This is a genomic window from Bosea sp. ANAM02 (genome assembly GCF_011764485.1).
GTDB lineage: Bacteria > Pseudomonadota > Alphaproteobacteria > Rhizobiales > Beijerinckiaceae > Allobosea.
Genome location: NZ_AP022848.1, coordinates 4131536 through 4150159, shown reverse-complemented (window position 1 = coordinate 4150159; position 18624 = coordinate 4131536). Strand labels below are relative to the sequence as shown.

General features: G+C 67.3%; 16 protein-coding genes and 1 tRNA gene. 10 read left to right on the top strand and 7 right to left on the bottom strand.

Annotation, left to right across the window (positions count from 1 at the left end):
* Window positions 1–39 precede the first annotated feature (39 nt).
* The gene (locus OCUBac02_RS19790; RefSeq protein ID WP_173048052.1) at window positions 40–1179 is read right to left on the bottom strand and encodes a helix-turn-helix transcriptional regulator; all 1140 of its coding nucleotides are present in this window, start codon (window positions 1177–1179) and stop codon (window positions 40–42) included.
* Window positions 1180–1299: 120 nt separating this feature from the next.
* A complete protein-coding gene (locus tag OCUBac02_RS19785) occupies window positions 1300–2241 on the bottom strand; it encodes a PfkB family carbohydrate kinase (RefSeq protein ID WP_173048050.1) in 942 nt (313 codons plus the stop codon).
* A gap of 59 nt (window positions 2242–2300) precedes the next feature.
* Here OCUBac02_RS19785 and OCUBac02_RS19780 point away from each other — a divergent pair, with 59 nt between their 5' ends.
* From OCUBac02_RS19780 to OCUBac02_RS19740, 9 genes are all read left to right on the top strand, one after another.
* Window positions 2301–3071, top strand: a complete 771-nt coding sequence (locus OCUBac02_RS19780; RefSeq protein WP_244638999.1) for a GntR family transcriptional regulator — start codon at window positions 2301–2303, stop codon at window positions 3069–3071.
* 172 nt (window positions 3072–3243) lie between these two features.
* Window positions 3244–3852: a helix-turn-helix transcriptional regulator gene (locus OCUBac02_RS19775; protein WP_173048046.1), complete on the top strand. Its 609-nt coding sequence runs from the start codon at window positions 3244–3246 to the stop codon at window positions 3850–3852.
* 156 nt (window positions 3853–4008) lie between these two features.
* Window positions 4009–5580, top strand: a complete 1572-nt coding sequence (locus OCUBac02_RS19770) for an ABC transporter substrate-binding protein (RefSeq protein WP_173048044.1) — start codon at window positions 4009–4011, stop codon at window positions 5578–5580.
* Window positions 5581–5734: 154 nt separating this feature from the next.
* Window positions 5735–6712 carry an ABC transporter permease gene (locus tag OCUBac02_RS19765; RefSeq protein WP_173048042.1) on the top strand — a complete coding sequence of 326 codons (978 nt, stop codon included), beginning with the start codon at window positions 5735–5737 and terminating at the stop codon, window positions 6710–6712.
* Between the two features lie 136 nt (window positions 6713–6848).
* Window positions 6849–7685, top strand: a complete 837-nt coding sequence (locus OCUBac02_RS19760) for an ABC transporter permease (RefSeq protein ID WP_047576801.1) — start codon at window positions 6849–6851, stop codon at window positions 7683–7685.
* Window positions 7685–9301 carry an ABC transporter ATP-binding protein gene (locus OCUBac02_RS19755; protein ID WP_465247787.1) on the top strand — a complete coding sequence of 539 codons (1617 nt, stop codon included), beginning with the start codon at window positions 7685–7687 and terminating at the stop codon, window positions 9299–9301. The genes OCUBac02_RS19760 and OCUBac02_RS19755 overlap by 1 nt, the downstream gene beginning before the upstream one ends.
* Window positions 9302–9432: 131 nt before the next feature.
* Entirely contained in the window at window positions 9433–10722 is a 1290-nt protein-coding gene (locus tag OCUBac02_RS19750) for an ArgE/DapE family deacylase (protein WP_173048038.1), read from the top strand.
* 55 nt (window positions 10723–10777) lie between these two features.
* Window positions 10778–11698, top strand: a complete 921-nt coding sequence (locus OCUBac02_RS19745) for a DMT family transporter (RefSeq protein WP_173048036.1) — start codon at window positions 10778–10780, stop codon at window positions 11696–11698.
* 130 nt (window positions 11699–11828) lie between these two features.
* Window positions 11829–12422, top strand: coding sequence for an ankyrin repeat domain-containing protein (locus OCUBac02_RS19740; protein ID WP_244639232.1), 594 nt, complete (start codon window positions 11829–11831; stop codon window positions 12420–12422).
* Between the two features lie 11 nt (window positions 12423–12433).
* Here the strand turns inward: OCUBac02_RS19740 and OCUBac02_RS19735 are convergent, their stop codons facing one another.
* The 5 genes from OCUBac02_RS19735 to OCUBac02_RS19715 all read right to left on the bottom strand — a co-directional run bounded on the left by OCUBac02_RS19735 (window position 12434) and on the right by OCUBac02_RS19715 (window position 17528).
* Window positions 12434–12823, bottom strand: coding sequence for a RidA family protein (locus tag OCUBac02_RS19735; RefSeq protein WP_173048034.1), 390 nt, complete (start codon window positions 12821–12823; stop codon window positions 12434–12436).
* 128 nt (window positions 12824–12951) lie between these two features.
* A tRNA-Thr gene (locus OCUBac02_RS19730) sits at window positions 12952–13026 on the bottom strand.
* A 111-nt stretch (window positions 13027–13137) separates the two neighbouring features.
* Entirely contained in the window at window positions 13138–13857 is a 720-nt protein-coding gene (pdeM, locus tag OCUBac02_RS19725) for a ligase-associated DNA damage response endonuclease PdeM (protein ID WP_465247735.1), read from the bottom strand.
* A complete protein-coding gene (locus tag OCUBac02_RS19720; protein ID WP_173048032.1) occupies window positions 13854–16340 on the bottom strand; it encodes a ligase-associated DNA damage response DEXH box helicase in 2487 nt (828 codons plus the stop codon). The genes pdeM and OCUBac02_RS19720 overlap by 4 nt, the downstream gene beginning before the upstream one ends.
* Before the next feature lie 228 nt (window positions 16341–16568).
* Window positions 16569–17528: a class I SAM-dependent methyltransferase gene (locus OCUBac02_RS19715; protein ID WP_173048030.1), complete on the bottom strand. Its 960-nt coding sequence runs from the start codon at window positions 17526–17528 to the stop codon at window positions 16569–16571.
* 23 nt (window positions 17529–17551) lie between these two features.
* On the opposite strand from OCUBac02_RS19715, the gene OCUBac02_RS19710 reads away from it, so the two are divergent.
* Entirely contained in the window at window positions 17552–18622 is a 1071-nt protein-coding gene (locus OCUBac02_RS19710) for a ligase-associated DNA damage response exonuclease (RefSeq protein ID WP_244638998.1), read from the top strand.
* The last annotated feature ends 2 nt before the right edge of the window (window positions 18623–18624 follow it).

Genomic DNA, 18624 nt, shown 5'->3' with positions numbered 1-18624 from the left:
CGGGGGATTCTCCGCCGTTCTACCCGGATGATCGACGGTTCAGCGCGGGCGCAGGGGGAGCGCCGCGCTGCGCAGCAGTGAAACGAGCTGACTTTGCTGGCGGGTGTTCGTCTTCTGGAAGATGCGCGCCAGATGCGTGCGCGCGGTCGAGATGCGGACGCCCTGGGCTTCGGCCGCTTCGGTCAGGGATGATCCGCTCGCCAGCGCGGATGCGAATTTGGCTTCGGTGTCGGTGAGATCGAAGAGCTGGCGCGCACAGGCGACGAGATTGGCCGCCATTTCAAGCCGCCGCAGGGCGATCAGCACCTTCCCGCTCGTATGAGCCTGTGTGACGGAGGGGGGCGCGGGCATGGCGCAGGCCGAAAGCGAATGAGAACCGTCCTCGCCATGCAGGATCATGCTGGCCTGTGCGGGGACGAGCGGGTCCTGCGCGCTGCGCAGCGCTCCTTCGATCAACTGCCGGAGCTGGCGCTGGTCGGCCGGCAGACGCGCGAAGAGGCGGCCCTGGCGCAGGCCGAGCGCGCTTTCGGGATCGGACAGGATTTCGTCGGCGCCCTCATTGGCGTAGGTGATCCTCATGTCCGGGTCGAGGATCGCGATGCCCATGGCGATCCGGTCGAGAGCGCTGCGGGCCTCGTCGCGCTGGATGGTCACCCGGCCGATATGGCGGCGCAGCTCGACGACGCGCCGCAGCACCGGATAGAGCTTTTCGAGCAGGGCGATGTCCTCGGCATCGAAGCCCTCCTGCCGCCGGCCGCGCTGCACGTCGAAGAACCAGAAGGCCGGTCCGTTCTTGGCGAGACGGCAGGCCATGCCGCCATACATGTCCTGCGGCCGCATCCACTCCTGCCAGACGCGCGAGTTGCGCAGCGCCTCCGCGCCGAAGACGTCATGGTCGTGGTAGATCTCGCCGAGCGGAATATCGCGCAATGCGCCGCCCATCTCGATGAAATCGGGCGCGAGTTCGCCGAAGCACCGCTCCTGCAGAGCGGGGTCTGGGTTTGTCGTATAGGAGGCCCAGTCCTCCGGATTCGGGCCGAACCCGGCAAAGCAGGCTTTAGAGCCATTGAACAGCCGCCGCATCGTTTCGGCGGCGGCCTGCATCTGCCCTTCGTCCATTGCTCCGACCAGCAATTGGTCGATCGCGGACATGACGGTATCGACGTCGAGGCGCGGCATGAGAGGTCCCGGCTGGCCACGGAGTGCGCATGCATGATGCGCGCCGGCGAAACTAGCAGCATGGGCCGGCTAGTAAAAGTCCAAAAGCAATCCAAAGTTTTTTATCGATCCAGCGCCGCTTCAGCTCCGGCTGATGGCCGCGATCGCGCCGGCCGTCGGCAGCGCGTCGAAGACGCCATGCCGCGTGGTGGTGAGCGCCCCGGCCGCGGCCGCATCGCGCAGGGCGACCGGCAAGGGCAATCCCATCGCCAGCCGGACGCCGAGTGTCATGGCGAAGGCGTCGCCGGCACCGAGCGAATCGACGGTCTCGACCGGGAAGCCGGCCTGCACGGCCGGGGGGGCGTCGGCGGCGACGGCGAACGCTCCCGCCGCGCCGCGCGTCAGGACGACGAGGCGAGGCCCTCGTTCCAGAAGCGCCGGCCCGAGTTCCCTGGCAAATCGCTGCGGCTCGGTTGCTCCGTCCCGGTCCAGGCCGAGCGCGACTGCGAGGCCACGCGCTTCGGTCTCGTTGACGATCAGGATCGAGGTCTGCGCCAGCATCGCCTCCGGAATCGCCCGGTAAGGCGAAGGGTTGAGCAGGGTCGGCACCCCGGCCTGCCGGGCCAGTTGGAAGGCCGCCGCGATCGGCGCATCGCCGATCTCGAACTGGGCCGTCACCAATGCGGCCTCGGTGATGGCCTGGCCCCGCTCTTTCACATGCGCGGCCGTGAGCGCGAGATTGGCGCCGGAAGCGACGGCGAGGCAGGTTTCGCCGGTAGCGTCCGTGAAGCCGATGCCGCTGCCGGTATGGCCGGCGAGCCGGACCAGCATCGAGAGCGGCAGCTCCGCCCGTTCCAGCGCCGGCGGAGCGAAGGCGGCGGCGAGATCGTCGCCCACGGCGAGCAGGCCGTCGACCGCGGCGCCGAGCCGGCGCGCCATGATCGCCTGGTTCAGTCCCTTGCCGCCGGGCTCGATCGTCACGGTCTCGGCAGCCAGCGATTCGCCCGGGCGTGGAAAGCGGGCAACCTTCGCCGAGCAGGCGACGACGAAGCTTCCGAGCACGAAGATGGGTTTGCCGGCCATGGAATTTGATCTTCCCGATCTCGAATTGCTACGCGGGTTGTGTCACGCTCATGCAAACGATGACAGTGCCTAAGCAGACCACGAAACCGCCCTTCCAGGACCTGCTGGAACTGCGCACCGACACCGCCAAGCCGCTCTACCAGCAGCTTGAGGACCAGCTGACTCGATTGATCGGCGACGGCACGCTGCCACCGGGCACCACGCTCCCGGCCGAGCGCCAGCTCGCCGAGCGCCTCAAGATCAGCCGCGCCACGGTGCAGCGTTCCTACAATGCCTTGCGCGAGCGGAAATTGCTGAGCGCGCAGGGGCGCCTGGGCTCGATCGTGCAAGGCGAGGGACCGCGCCTGCATTCCGGCATGGACCGGCTCAAGGGATTCACCGAGGAGATGCAGGAGCTCGGCCGCGTGCCATCCTCCCGCATCGTCGAGCGGTCCGTGGTCAACGACCGCTCGATCGCCTCGATCTTCGGCCGCTCCTCGCATGCGCGCTTCCTCAAGCTGGTCCGCGTCCGCTCCGGCGACGACATCCCGATGTCGCGCGAGGTCGCCTGGTACAATCTGGAGCGGGCGCCCGAGCTGGCGGAGGGCGATCTTTCCGGCTCTGTCTATGCCCGGCTCGCCGCGCTCGGCCTGCCATTGACGCGCTGCGACCAGACTATCGAGGCCGCGGCGCCGACCGCCGAGGAATGCGCCATCTTCGGCTTCGAGGTGCCCGTACCCTGCCTGCTGATCAAGCGACGCAGCTATGGCGCCGATGGCGACATGCTCGAATATGTCGAGGGCCTGTTCCGCGGCGATACCTATACCTACCGGCTGACGCTGACCGCCTGACGGCCCGTTGTCGAGGCGCGCCGCGGACATCCAATAGCAGTCCAAAACCCGAAAGATGTTTGAACCTGTCCGCGGCTCGCTGCGACCAAGGGAGACGGAGCTGCATCCCGCCGGCCTCTATTGCCCGGCGACACGGTGCGGCGATCCTTCGATTGCAGGGATGGATATGGCGATGTCGCTTCACGTTTCGATAGTCGGCCGAACGAGCTACACCCCGTTTCCTCCGCGCCATGACGTGCCTCCCGAGGCCTTCGGGCGCGCCTCCAGGCCGGTTTTCGTGATCGATGCCGAGCTGAACCAGCGTTTCGGCAATCGCGGCGCGGAGGCGCTGGCGCGCGACGGGCTCGGCGGGCTCGACCGCTTCACCGCCTGTGACAAGGATTTCATGGCGCGATTGCAGGTCTGGCTGAAGCGCTGCCGCAATGGCACTGCGGCCGGCGAGACGCGGCTGCCTCTGGTGCTGCGCAGCGGCCGGCAGATCGCGGTCGACGCGGTCCATCTCGCCAGCATCGAATTGTTCGTGCTGACGGTCGACGACCCCGAGAGTGCGATCGATCGCAACGTCGCCCGGGTCGGCGAGGCCTGCGGCCTGACGCCGACCGAGGAGCGCATGCTCGCGCTGATGGTCGAGGGTCTCGACACGATCATCGCCGCAAAGCGGCTGGGCATCGCGCCGACCACGGCCCGGACCCATCTCCAGCGCCTCTTCGCCAAGACCGGAACGGCCCGGCAGAGCGAGCTCGTCCGCTTCGTCGCCACCTATGTCGAGGAGCTCCGCTGACGCGCAGCGTCGCATCCGGCCTTTTCTGTTTTCCTCGCCGCGTCTCTTGGCGCGGCGCTTGCCAAGAGACGCATGATCGGGTGCGATGGCACCGGACGATCCGAACGGATCCGATTCAAACGATATGATCTAGGCACGGGACAGGGGAACAGGCGGATGATGGTCAGGACGATGGGGTTGCGGTTCGGTTTGGCGCTGGCGGCGTCGGTCTTTGCCTTGGGCATGGCCCAGGCCCAGGAGTCGAAGAAGGGCGGGACGGTCCATGTCGTCGTCCAGCCCGAGCCGCCGATGCTGATGCAGGGCCTCAACCAGAACGGCCCGACCAACATGGTCGCCGGCAACATCTACGAATCGCTGCTGCGCTATAACGAGAAGCTCGAGCCGCAGCCCTCGCTCGCCAAGAGCTGGGAGATATCGCCGGACGCCAAGACCTACACCTTCAAGCTCCAGGAAGGCGTGAAATGGCATGACGGCAAGCCGTTCACGGCCGACGACGTCGTCTTCACCCTCGACAAGTTCCTGCGCGAGGTCCATCCGCGCTGGCGCCCGATCGTCAACGCCCAGGTCGAGAAGATCGAGAAGGTCGATGATCTCACCGTGAAGATCACGCTGAAGCAGCCCTTCGGCCCGATGATCATGACGCAGGAGGTCGCCTCCGCGCCGATGATCCCCAAGCACATCTATGACGGCACGGATTACCGCGCGAACCCCGCCAACAACACGCCGATCGGCACCGGCCCCTTCAAGTTCAAGGAATGGAAGAAGGGTTCGTATATCCACCTCGTCCGGAACGAGGATTACTGGATGAAGGGCAAGCCGAGCGTCGAAGAAATCTACTGGCAGATCATTCCCGATGCAGCCGCCCGTGCCGTTGCCTACGAGACGGGCAAGGTCGATGTGCTGCCCGGCGGCTCGGTCGATGTCTACGATGTCAAGCGGCTGTCCAAGCTGCCCAATAGCTGCGTCACGACGAAGGGCTGGGAGATGTTTGCTCCCCATGCCTGGCTCACCGTCAACATCGCCAAGGGCGGGCCGCTGGCCAACAAGCAGTTCCGCCAAGGCATGATGTATGCGATCGACCGCGAATTCGGGAAGGATGTCGTCTGGGACGGTCTCGGGAAGCTCCCGACCGGGCCGATCTCCTCCAAGACCCGGTTCTACTCGGCCGATGTGCCGAAATACACCTATGACGTCGCCAAGGCGAAGGAGCTGATCAAGGCCTCCGGCTACAAGGGCGAGCCGCTGAAGATTCTGGCCCTGCCCTACGGCGAGACCTGGAACCGCTGGGCGGAGGCGATCAAGCAGAACTTCGCCGATGCCGGGATCAACATCGCCATCGAGACGACCGACGTCGCCGGCTGGACCCAAAAGGCTTCGAACGGCGATTTCGACCTGACCTTCAACTTCCTCTATCAGCTCGGCGACCCCGCCATCGGCGTGGCGCGCAACTACATCTCGACCAACATCATCAAGGGCAATCCCTTCGGCAACCAGGGCGCCTATGTGAACCCCGAGGTCGACAAGCTCTTCGCCGCGGCGGCAATCGCGCCGACCGACAAGGATCGCCAGGAACTCTACACCAAGGTGCAGAAACTGCTGGTCGACGAAGTGCCGGTGCTCTGGCTGCTCGAGATGGATTTTCCGACCATCTACCGCTGCAACATCAAGAACCTCGTCACCACCGGCATCGGCGTGAACGACGGCTTCCGCGACGCCTCGAAGGAGTGACCGTGCGTGTCATCCCGGACGCCGCAAGTCGGCGATCCGGGATCGCATCGGGGTTGGCCTACGAGGCCGCCCCATCCGACGACGGTCCCGCGTCTGCGCAGCGGCACTTCGCGCCGCAGCGCACGCGGGATGACAGGCTTTACGAAAGTCCTGAATGAATCTCGCGCAGTTTCTCGCCGGCCGGCTCGTGAAGGGCGTTCTCGTCCTCTTCGCCATCGCCGTGCTGAACTTCCTGCTGATCCGCGCCGCACCGGGCGATCCCGCGCAGGTGCTCGCCGGCGAGGCCGGCGCCGCCGATGCGCAATTGCTCGAACAGTTGCGCGCCCGTTTCGGTCTGGACCAGCCCTTCCTGACCCAGCTCTGGATCTATCTGAAGGGCTATCTCAGCTTCGATCTCGGCTTCAGCTATCGCCAGCAGCAGCCGGTGCTGAATCTGATCATGGAACGCCTGCCGGCGACGCTGCTGCTGACGGGCGCGGCCTTCCTGGTCTCGCTCGTCGCCGGCACGGCGATGGGCGCGCTCGCCGCCCGCCGAGCCGGCAAATGGTCGGACAGCCTGATCACCGCGCTCGCGCTGATCTTCTATGCGACGCCGCTGTTCTGGATCGCGCTGATGAGCCAGATCGTCTTCGCGCTGAAGCTCGGGCTCGTGCCCAATGTCGGCTACGAGACCATCGGCGCGAACTATACCGGCTTGTCGCGGGCTCTCGATATCGGCCAGCACCTCATCCTGCCTTCGCTGACGCTCGGCCTGTTCTTCACGGCGCTCTATGCCCGGATGATGCGCGCTTCGATGCTGGAGGTGGCGGGCGCCGATTTCGTCAAGACCGCGCGAGCCAAGGGTGTCTCGCAGCCGCGCGTCTGGCGCCGGCATGTCGCCCGCAACGCCATCCTGCCGGTGGTGACGCTGGCGGGATTGCAGGCCGGCCAGCTCGTCGGCGGCGCGGTCCTGACCGAGACCGTCTTCGCCTGGCCCGGCATCGGTCGCCTGATGTTCGACGCGCTGGTCCAGCGCGACTATTCCGTCCTGCTCGGTGTCTTCTTCGTCTCCTCGGCGATGGTCGTCTGCTTCAACATCGCGACCGATCTGGTCTACCGGATCGTCGATCCGCGCATCGAGGCGCACGCATGAACAGGCCCTTCCCGTCATGGTCGGGCTTGTCCCGACCATCCACGTCTTCCCTCGTCGAAACCCGTGTTCAAGACGTGGATGCTCGCCACAAGGGCGAGCATGACGTCGAACGAGTCAGAATGCCGGAGGCGCTTCCTTGAACTTCCTCAAGCGCTTTGTCCGCAATCGCGGCGCCGTCATCGGCATCCTCATCCTGCTCGCCGTCGTCGCCTTCGCGATCCTGGCGCCGACGCTCTATCCGCAATCGCCCTGGCGCCCGGTGGCGCGGCCCTTCCTTGCGCCCTTCGTCAACGAGCGCTTTCCGCTCGGCACCGACACGCTCGGCCGCAACCTCGCCGCCGGCCTCGTCCATGGCGCGCGCGTCTCGCTGATGATCGGCGTGGTCTCGACGCTGGTGGCGCTGGTGATCGGCGTGCCGCTCGGCGCGGTCGCCGGCTATGCGGGGGGGCTCATTGATGATGCGCTGATGCGCTTCACCGAGTTCTTCCAGACCATTCCCTCCTTCGCCCTCGCCATCGTGCTGGTCGCGATCCTGCAGCCGCAGCTCGGCTCGATCGTGCTGGCGATCGGCGTGGTCAGTTGGCCACCCGTGGCGCGATTGGTGCGAGGGGAGGTGCTATCGCTGCGGAGTCGCGAATATGTCCAGGCGGCCGTCACCATCGGTCAGTCGACGCCGCGCATCATCTTCAGCCAGGTCCTGCCCAACACCATAGCGCCAATCATCGTCATGGGTTCGCTGATGATCGGCTCGGCGATCCTGCTGGAATCCTCGCTCTCCTTCCTCGGACTGGGTGATCCCAACCTGATGAGCTGGGGCTACATGGTCGGTGCCGGCCGCACGCGCCTGCTCGACGCCTGGTGGATCTCGTTCTTCCCGGGCTTCGCGATCTTCCTGACGGTGCTCGCGCTCAACCTCGCCGGCGAGGGGCTGAACGATGCCCTGAATCCGCGCCTGGCCAGGGGGCGGGAATGATGGCGCCAGCGACCGCTCCCGCGCTCTCCATCGAAGGTCTGACGCTGGCATTGCCGGCAATGGCCGACCGCGCCAATGCGGTCGAGAAGGTCTCGCTCGCCATCCAGCCCGGCGAAACGCTCTGCGTCGTCGGCGAATCCGGCTCGGGCAAGTCGATGATCGCCCATGCCGTGATGGGACTCCTGCCCAAGGCGGTGAAGCCGGTCGCCGGCGCGATCCGGCTCGCGGGACGAGATATCCTCGCCCTCGGCGAACAGGCGATGCAGGACGTGCGCGGCCGCGAGGTCGGCATGATCTTCCAGGAGCCGATGACTTCGCTGAACCCGGTCATGCGCATCTCCGACCAGATCGTCGAAACCTTCGAGGCCCATGGCCTGCACGACAAGGCGACCCGGCGGACCCGCGCCATCGAACTCCTGACCGAGGTCGGCCTGCCTGATCCGCCGCGCCTCGCCAAGGCCTATCCGCACGAGCTCTCCGGCGGCCAGCGTCAGCGCGTGATGATCGCGATGGCGCTCGCGCTGGAGCCCAAACTCCTGATCGCCGACGAGCCGACGACCGCGCTCGACGTCACCACCCAGGCGCAGATCCTCAAGCTGATCGACAACCTGCGTCATCGCCACGGCACGGCCGTTCTGTTCATCACCCATGACATGGGCGTGGTCGCCGAGATCGCGGACCGCATCGCCGTGCTGGAGAAGGGCGTTCTGGTCGAGGAGGGCACGGCCGATCAGGTGCTCGGCTCACCAGTGCATCCGTATACGCAGAAGCTGCTCGCCGCAGTGCCCTCGCTGACGCCGGCCGTACTGCCGCCGCTGCCGGACACCGCCCCGGTCATCAGCGTCGAGGGGCTCGGCAAGACCTATCGCAAGCGCTCGCTCTTCGGTGTCGCGCGCGAGGTCAAGGCGGCCGACGACATCTCCTTCGCGCTGGTGCGCGGCGAGACGCTCGGCCTCGTCGGCGAATCCGGCTCCGGCAAGTCGACGGTCGGGCGTTGCTGCCTGCGCCTGATCGAGCCCGACCGCGGCCGCATCGCGCTCGGCGACCTCGTCCTCTCCGAACTGAAGCCGGCCGAATTGCGCCGCCAGCGCAAGCGCATCCAGATGGTCTTCCAGGACCCCTTCGCCTCTCTCAATCCGCGCCAGACAGTCGGACGCATCATCTCGGACGGCCCGGTCGCCCACGGCACGCCGCGCAAGGAGGCTTTGGCGCGGGCCAGCGAGTTGCTGGAGCTCGTCGGCCTTTCCGCCAATGCGATCGACCGCTACCCGCATGAATTCTCGGGCGGCCAGCGCCAGCGCGTCGGCATTGCGCGGGCGCTCGCGCTGGAGCCGGACGTACTGGTCGCGGACGAGGCGGTCTCCGCGCTCGACGTCTCCGTGCAGGCCCAGATCCTCACCTTGATCAAGGATATCCAGAGCCGGCTCGGCCTCGCCATCCTGTTCGTCACGCATGACCTGCGCGTCGCCGCGCAGATCTGCGACCGTATCGCAGTGATGCAGCGCGGGCGCATCGTCGAGAGCGGCCCGACCGCCGCAATCTTCGCCGACCCGCAGCACGCGTATACGCGGCAACTGTTGGCGGCGGTGCCGGGCGGCGGGCGCTTCGGGCACTAATAGGGCAGCGCTCCGCGTCATGGTTGGGCTTGTCCCGACCGTCCACGTCTTTCCCTTCACCCATGTCGCAAGGCGTGGATGCTCGGCACGAGGCCGAGCATGACGGATTTGGCCTAAAGGAGATCCCGCCCATGCCTCTCGATCCCGCCTTGCGTGACAAGATTCTCGCCGCCGTCGAGGCGGGCTTCGACGAGCAGGTCGCCTATACGCAGGAACTGGTCCGCTTCGCCTCGACCCGCGGGCAGGAGCACACGGTGCAGGACTTCATCTTCCGGGCGATGAAGCAGCGCGGCTTCACCATGGACCGCTTCGCCATGGACAAGGAGCTGATCGCAGCCCATCCCGGCGGGGCGCCGTTCTCCGACACGCATTCCGAAGCCCCCATCGTCGTCGGCATCCATCGCCCCCGCGAGGAGAAGGGCCGCTCGCTGATCCTGCAGGCCCATGTCGATGTCGTCCCGGCCGGCCCCGCCGATCAATGGAAGCACGCGCCCTTCGATCCCGTGATCGAGGGCGACTGGATGTATGGCCGCGGCAGCGCCGACATGAAGGCCGGCTCCGCCGCCAATCTCTTCTGCCTCGATGCACTCCGCCGCATCGGCATGCAGCCGGCGGCGACCGTCTATGTCGAATCCGTCGTCGAGGAGGAATCGACCGGCAACGGCGCGCTGATGACGCATCTGCGCGGCTACCGCGCCGAGGCCGCGCTGATCCCCGAGCCGGAATACGAGATGCTCGCCCGTGCCAATGCCGGCGTGCTCTGGTTCCAGTTCGAGGTGCGCGGCATCCCCGCCCATGTCCGAGAGATGGGTACCGGCGCCAATGCGATCGACGCCGCCTATCGCGTCGTCGCGGCTTTGCGCAAGCTCGAGGAGCAGTTCAATCTCGAGAAGGCGGGCCGCGAGCATTTCGAGGACGATCCCCACCCGATCAACCTGAATATCGGCAAGATCGAGGGCGGCGACTGGGCCTCCTCCGTGCCCTGCTGGTGCCGTGTCGATTGCCGCGTCGGCCTCTATCCCGGCGTCACCGCCAAGGAGACGGCGCAGCGCATCGAGGATTGCATCCGCGAGGCGGCGCGCGCCGATTCCTTCCTGGCGAACAACCCGCCGAAGGTCACTTTCAACGGCTTCTGGGCCGAGGGCTATGTGCTGGCGCCCGGCAGCGAGGCGGAGGCCGTGCTCGCCCGCGCCCATGAGGCAGCGCTCGGCAGGCCGCTCAAGAGCTTCATGACGGCGGCCTATCTCGATACCCGCGTCCATGCGCTCTACGACAAGATCCCGGCGCTCTGCTACGGCCCGATGGGCGAGAATATCCACGCCTTCGACGAGCGCGTCAGCCTCGCCTCGGTGAAGCGCATCACCGGTGCCATGGCGCTCTTCGTCGCCGAATGGTGCGGGCTCGAAAGCATCGCGGGGTGAGCGCGGGGAAGCCGGGCATCGACCGAAAAGTGGGAACCGGTTTTCGGAGTATCCGATGCTGAAGCAAGGAACGGAATCGCCGCGCGTCCGGGAGGACGCGGGGCGATCCGGCAGGGCGCTGCTGCTCGTCCCCCTGCTCGGGCTGCTCTGGGGCTTCAACTGGCCCGCGGTGCGGATCTCGCTGACCGAGATCGCGCCCTGGACCTTGCGCGCCGCCGGCATGAGCTTCGCGGGGCTCGTCCTCGTCGCCATCGCGCTGGCGCGCGGTGTTCCGCTCGCGGTGCCGCGCGGGCAATGGCCGCGACTGGTCGTCGCCGGCTTCCTCTCGATCGCCGCCTTCAACGTGCTGCTCGCCTTCGCGCAATTGGCGGCGCCGACCTCGCGCGCCGCCATCCTGACCTTCACCATGCCGATCTGGGCGACATTGCTCGCCCGCTTCGTGCTGGGCGAGGCTTTCGATCGCCGGCGCTTGGCTGGGCTCGCGCTCGGCATCGCCGGCCTCGTCTGTCTCGGCCTGCCGCTCATCCTCGCCGGGCAGCTCTCCTTCGGCCTGATGCTGGCGTTGTGTGCGGCGGTGAGCTGGGCGCTCGGCACGATCGTCACCAAGCGCTGGCCGGTCGCAGCCCCGGCGCTCGCCATCGCTGCCTGGCAATTGCTGATCGGTGGCCTCGTCGCCGGCATCGGCATGCTCGCCTTCGAAGGCCTGCCGGTGCCGAAGCTGCTCTCGCCGCGCGTGCTGACGGCGCTGAGCTTCCACATCGTCGGCGCGCAGGCGCTGGCCTATTTCATCTGGTTCACGGTGGTGGCGCGCCTGCCGGCGGGCATCGCCAGCCTCGGCACGCTGATGGTGCCGGCCGTCGGCGTCTTAGGCTCCGTGCTGCTGCTCGGCGAGCGGCCGACGCCGACCGACTGGCTGGGGCTCTGCCTTGTGATTGCGGCCTCCGGCGCGATCATGATACCCGCCCGCCGTGCCTGACGATGCGCGTCTCTGGCCGGGAATGCCGCCCACGCCGATCAGGGAGACGGAATTGCCGCGATTGTCGCCGATCCTTGCCTTCGTTCTTCTCTTGCTGGCCTTCGGCCCGCAGACAGCCTTCGGACAAGCCATGATCGAGACCGGACTACACGCCGCCGCTGCCAGGGACGATGTCGCCACGATCAAACGGCTTATCGCCGAGGGGGCCGCGATCGACGCCCGCGACGAGCGTGGCCGCACCGCCCTGCTGACCGCGACCCATGAGAACCGCGTCGACGCCGCCCGCGTCCTGATCGAGGCCGGTGCCGACGTCAATGGCAAGGACGCGATGAGCGACAGCCCCTATCTCTATGCCGGCGCGCGCGGCCATCTCGCCATTCTCAAGCTGACGCTCGAACACGGCGCCGACCTGAAGAGCACGAACCGCTATGGCGGCACGGCGCTGATCCCCGCCTGCGAGCGTGGCCATGTCGAGACGGTCCGCACCCTGATCGCGGCGGGCGTCAAGGTCGACCACATCAACAATCTCGGCTGGACCGGCCTGCTGGAGGCGATCATCCTCAGCGATGGCGGGGAAAAGCATCGGCAGATCGTCAAGGATTTGCTCGCGGCCGGCGCGGATGTGAATCTTGCCGATCGCGACAGCGTCACCCCGCTCCGGCACGCCCGCAGCCGCGGCCAGACGGCGATGCAGCAGATCCTGGTCGCAGCCGGCGGTCGCTGAACGGAGCCCGATCAGGCCTCGTCGCCGAGATAGGCGGTGGCGTCGATCTCGACGAGGCAGTTCGGCGAGCCCAGCCCATTGACGATGCAGGAGACGCGATGCGGCGTCGCTTCTGCGAAATTGGCGAAATAGATCTCGTTCATCGGCTCCCAATAGGCGCGGTCGGTGACATAGACCGTGCATTTCACGACATCGTCGAGGCAGCCGCCGGCCTCCTCCAGCAACGCCTTGATATTATCGATGCATTGTTGGGTCTGGGCGCGGGGATCGCCGATCGCGAGCTTGCCGTCCTTGTCGGTGCCGACGCAGCAGACGAACATGAAGCCGCCGGCGACGGTCGCCTGGGCGAAGGGCAGGCGGCCCTTGTGAATGCGATCCGATGTGATGATGCGCTTGGGCATGGCAGGTTCCGTCAGTGACGGCCCACCCTAGACGGTGGCTTGGCGCAGAGGAATGCGAGCGGCAGGCAAGGCAGTGATGCCATCGGCGAAGACCGCCGGAGCTAAACGTCGCTGTCATGACGAATGGCTGGTGCTGCGAGAGAGGATTGAACTCTCGACCTCTCCATTACCAATGGAGTGCTCTACCACTGAGCTACCGCAGCAGGTCCGGCGGCCGGGGCGTTCGCGGTTGCTCTGAGGCGGTTGCGGGCGCTGGCGTCGTTCCGAAGCGGCGCCCTGATGCCACAACCTTGTGACGGACGCAACCCGCTCGATCAATCCGGGAGCAATAACCGTGGATCGATCCGGAAGAGCCGGCCGTCGCCGAGGAGATGCGCGCTCAGTCCGGTGCGGAACAAGGGCCGGAAAACGGCGTCGCGCAGGTTGAGGCCGCCGGCATAGGCACCCATCGCCGGCATCACGCAGCGCCGCGCCGACAGGGCGAAGCAGCGCCGCCGGATCGCCCGCCCGCGCATCCTGACCTTCGCGGCCGGATGCAGATGGCCGGCGATCTCGTATCCGTCTTCGGAAGCGGTCGGTTCGTGGCGCAAGGTCACGCCGGCAAGCATGATCTCCGCCGCACTCTCGCCGCCCATGGCGCGGCTGATCGCCGGGTCGTGGTTCCCGGTGATCCAGAGCCAGTCGCGGCCCTGCTGGAGTGCGCCGAGCGCAGCACGCATCTCCGGGGCGAGGCGGTTCTCGGCATCGCGGTCATGGAAGCTGTCGCCGAGCGCGATCACGCGGGCCGGCTGGTGGCGCCGGACCGCGCCGGCAAGCGCGGCGATCGTCGCCGCCGAATCATAGGGCGGCAGCATCACGCCGCGCGCCGCATAGGCGGAGCCCTTCTCCAGATGCAGGTCGGCGACGACGAGCGTGCGCTCCTCCGGCAGCCAGAGCGCGCCCGAGAGATCGGGCACGAGCGCGAGCCGGCCCAGCATGAAGGCCTCGCTCGCCTCTTCGTGTTTCTTGGCCGGCACTGCCGCTGCCGCTGTCACGCCATCGCCTCTTCCGTCAGCATCGCTTCCGCTTCCGCCAGGATCTCGTCCGCCGCCTCGCCATAAACCGCCTCGCGCCCGATTTCGAGCATCACGGAGACGCCGAGCGGCGAGACATGGTCGAGCGGCTGATGCACGATTCGGCCGCTGATCCGTGTCAGCATCTCACCGAGCCGGCGAATGTCGAGCAGGCCCGTCGCCGCATCGGCCCGCGCCGCCTTGAGCAGGATATGATCGGGCTCGTGCCGGCGCAGCACGTCGTAGACGAGATCGGTCGAGATCGTCACCTGCCGGCCGCTCTTCTCCTGGCCGGGGAAGCGCCGCTCGATCAGCCCGCCGATGATGGCGCAGGAGCGGAAGGTCCGCTTCATCAGTGCCGATTCCGCCATCCAGTCTTCGAGATCGTCGCCGAGCATGTCCTGTGCGAAGAGTTCGTCGAGATCGAGCGCGCCGCGCGCGATCGCCGCGGTCATGTCGCCGAGCGCCCAGCAGGCCATGCCGTAATCGTTGCAGACGAAGCCGAGCGGGCGCATGCGGGCGCGCTCCAGCCGGCGCGTCAGCAGCATGCCCAGCGTCTGGTGTGCAAGGCGGCCCTCGAACGGATAGGCGACGAGATAGAAGCGTCCGGCACGCGGAAAGGTTTCGACCAAGAGTTCGCCGGGTTGCGGCAGGCGCGATATCCGCTTCTGCGCATGCAGCCAGGCCGAAACCTCCTCCGGCAGCGTATGCCAGAGGCTGGGAGAGCCAAGAATGGCGCGCACGCGGGCGGCGAGGAAGGTCGAGAGCGGGAACTTGCCGCCGTCATAGGACGGGATTTTCGGATCGGTGCCGGCGACGGCGCGCGAGCAGACTGCCTCGTTCTCGACAATGCCCTCGAAGCGCAGCACTTCGCCGGCGAAGACGAAGGTGTCGCCCGGCACCATGGTCTCGGCGAAATATTCCTCGATCTCGCCGAGCACGCGTCCGCCGCGCGTGATCATGCCGGGCTGGCCCGGCTTCCCCGCACGCGCCCGGCCGAGCCGGACCTTCAGCATCGTCGCCTCGACGATGGTGCCGACATTCATGCGGTATTGCTGGATCACGCGCGCGTTGCTGGCGCGCCAGAGGCCGGCCTTGTCCTGCCTGAGCTTGGCGAAGCGCTCATAGCTCTTCAGCGCATAGCCGCCGGTCGCGACGAAATTGACGACGGCGTCGAAATCGGCGCGGGCGAGATCGGCGTAGGGAGAGGCGGTGCGGACCTCCTCGTAGAGCGCATCGGCCTTAAACCCGTCCGAGCAGGCGACGCCGAGGACGTGCTGGGCGAGCACGTCGAGCGCGCCGATGCGTGGCGGAGCTGTGTCCTGCGCCGCCTCATGCACGGCTTCCAGCGCCGCACGGCACTCCAGCAGTTCGAAGCGATTGGAAGGCACCAATAGCGCCTCCGAGGGCTCGTCCATGCGGTGGTTGGAACGGCCGATGCGCTGGATCAGGCGGCTTGCGCCCTTCGGCGCGCCGAGATTGACGACGAGGTCCACATCGCCCCAGTCGATGCCGAGATCGAGCGTCGCGGTGCAGACCACGGCCTTGAGCCGGCCATCGGCCATCGCGGCCTCGACCTTGCGACGCTGCTGGGCGTCGAGCGAACCGTGATGCAGCGCGATCGGCAGGTTGTCGTTATTGAGGTTCCACAAGGCCTGGAACGCGAATTCCGCCTGCATGCGCGTGTTGACGAAGACCAGGGTCAGCTTGTGCGTGCGGATCGCCTCGTAGACCTCGGCCATCGCATGCAGCGTGGTGTGCCCGGCGATCGGCAGGCGCCGTTCCGTATCAAGGATGCCGATGCGCGGCTTGGCCCCGCCCGCGACGGTGACGAGCCCCGCCGGCGTCGCGGCGCCGCCGAGATACAATTGCAGGTCGGCGGGCTCCCGCACCGTTGCCGAGAGCCCGACGGCCGAAACCTGCGGCGCCAGCGCCTTCAGGCGCGCGAGATCGAGCGCCAGCAGGTCGCCGCGCTTGGAGGTGACGAGCGCATGCAATTCGTCGAGCACGATGCGGCGCAAGGATGAGAAGAAGGGCGCGGCGTCGCGATGCGAGACCAGCAGCGCGAGCTGCTCCGGCGTGGTCAGCAGGATATCGGGCGGGCGCTGGATCTGGCGCGTGCGCTTGGCGGCGGAGGTGTCGCCGGTGCGCGTCTCGATCGTGATCGGCAGCCCCATTTCGCGCACGGGCGCTTCGAGATTGCGGGCGATGTCGACGGCGAGCGCCTTTAGCGGCGAGATGTAGAGCGTGTGCAGCCCGTCATGCTGGCCGCCGCGCTCGGCCAGTTCGACCAGCGAGGGCAGGAAGCCGGCGAGCGTCTTGCCGGCGCCGGTCGGTGCGACCAATAGCGTCGAGCGCCCGGCGCGGGCCTCCTCCAGCAAGGCGAGCTGATGCGGCCGCACGCTCCAGCCACGCCCGGAAAACCAGGCCTCGAAGGCGGGAGGGAGCGGGGAGGGGGCGGCCATGCCGGCCGAAGATAGGGGGTGACGAGGGAGAACGAAAGGGGAATGAGGGGTCGCTGCAGTCGATCGCCCCAAACTATCAGATTATACTGCCGTCATGCATCCAAAGGTCCGGCCGCGACGTATGTAAGGCGAGGTGTGGCCCCCGCCTCAAAGCCGCATCTGGGGCTGGCCCGGTCGCGATCCCCCCTTGCGGCCGGGCCTTGTCTTTATTGCAGAGGCGGATAGCCTTCATCGCTTCTCCGCCACCATCAGCAACCCCGGCACCGGCGCGCCGCGATCCTGCCGCGTGCTGGCGAGCTCGGCGAGTATGGGTGTGAGCCCGGCTTCGATCAGCCGCTCCCTCAGCCAGCTTTCCGCATGCGCGAACCGCCGATCACCGCCCACCACGACGCCTTCGCCGGCATGGCTCTGCACCGTGAAGGCGAGCAGCCCGTCCGGCTCCAGCACGCGCGCGCTCTGGGCGAAGCAGGGCGCGAGCTCGCCGAGATAGACGAAGACATCGGCCGCGACGACGAGATCGGCGGAGGCGTCCGGCCGGCTGGCGAGGAAGCTCGTCAGGCCGGCGACGGCGAGCTTGTCGTAGAGCGGCGTGCCGTCAGGCGCGAGCTTGGCCCGCGCCCGCTCGATCATGCGCGGCGAGAGATCGCAGCCGGCGATGAAGCCGCTCTGCTCGTGGATCGCCTCGCCCATCAATCCGGTGCCGCAGCCGAGATCGTAGACGATGTCGAACCGGAAGGGCCGGCCGGCGTTGCTGCAGCAGCGGACGAGCGCCGCCTTCAGCAGGTCGGGCGCGTTGTAATGCAGGGTTTGCGTGAGATGGCTGTCGAAGCGGTCGGCATAGGCGTCGAACAATGCGCCGGAGAAATTCTCCGAGGTCGCCTGCTCGGCCGGCAGCGCGCCGATGCGGGCAAGATCGAGCCGCGCGCCGAAATGGTCGTTGGGATCGAGGTCGAGGCATTGCCGCCAGGCGGTGGCCGCGTCCTCCTTGTGGCCGAGCGCCTCCTGAGCCAGCCCGTAGAGATGCCAGGCGGCGGTGAAGTGATAGGCCTGCGACAGGGTCTGATCGAGGATTTCGACGGCCGCTTGCGCGTCCCCGTCCTTCAGCGCAGCCTCTGCCCAGCCATAGCGGCGGTCGAGCACGGGGTCGCCGGAGGAGGCGAAATGCGTGGTCGAGCCTGTATCGGTCATACCGACCGGTGTAGCGGAGGAGTGTGACGCTGGCCAGACAAAGCGCCTGCTGGCGCCCCTCCGAATTGCTGCTGCCGACACCGGCCGGGCTCTATTGCCCGCCGGCCGATATCCATATCGACCCCGTCCGCCCGGTGGCGCGGGCGCTGATCACCCATGGCCATTCCGACCATGCCCGCGCCGGCCATGGCGCCGTGCTGGCGACGCGCGAGACGCTGGCGATCATGGCTCTGCGCTATGGCGAGGGTTTTGCGGGTTCGCAGCAGGTCGCCGTACCCGGCGAAGCCGTGCGCATCGGCGAGGTCGACTTCACCTTCGTCCCGGCTGGCCATGTCCTCGGTTCCGCCCAGATCGCGGTCGAAAACCGGGGCCTGCGCATCGTTGCCTCCGGCGACTACAAGCGCGAGCGCGACCCGACCTGCGCCGGTTTCGAACCGGTGCCCTGCGACATCTTCATCACCGAGGCGACCTTCGGCCTGCCGGTCTTCCGTCATCCGCCGGCATCGGGGGAGGTGGCCAAGTTGCTGGAATCCGTTCGGCTCTTCCCGGAGCGGACGCATATCGTCGGCGCCTATTCGCTGGGCAAGGCGCAGCGCGTCATGGCTCTGATCCGCGAGGCCGGCTACATCAGGCCGATCTATATCCACGGCGCGGTCGAGAAGATCACCGCCTTCTACGAAGCCGAGGGCATACCGCTCGGCGAGATCAGGCTTGTCTCCGAGACTGATCGCAAGACGCTGGGCGGCGAGATCGTCATCTGTCCGCCGAGCGCGACGCAGGACCTGTGGGCGCGCCGCTTCCCCGACCCCGTTACAGCCTTCGCCTCTGGCTGGATGCGGATCAGGGCGCGGGCGCGCCAGAAGGGCGTCGAATTGCCGCTCGTCATCTCCGACCATGCCGATTGGGACGACCTGCTCGCGACCATCCGCGAGGTTCAGGCGGGCGAAATCTGGGTCACGCATGGCGAGGCCGATGCGCTCGTCCATTGGTGCGGCACGGCGGGCGTGAAGGCCAAGCCGCTGCATCTCGTCGGCTATGGCGACGAAGGCGAGGCCGATCCCGCAGGGGAGGCAACCGATGCGGCTTCTATTTAGTT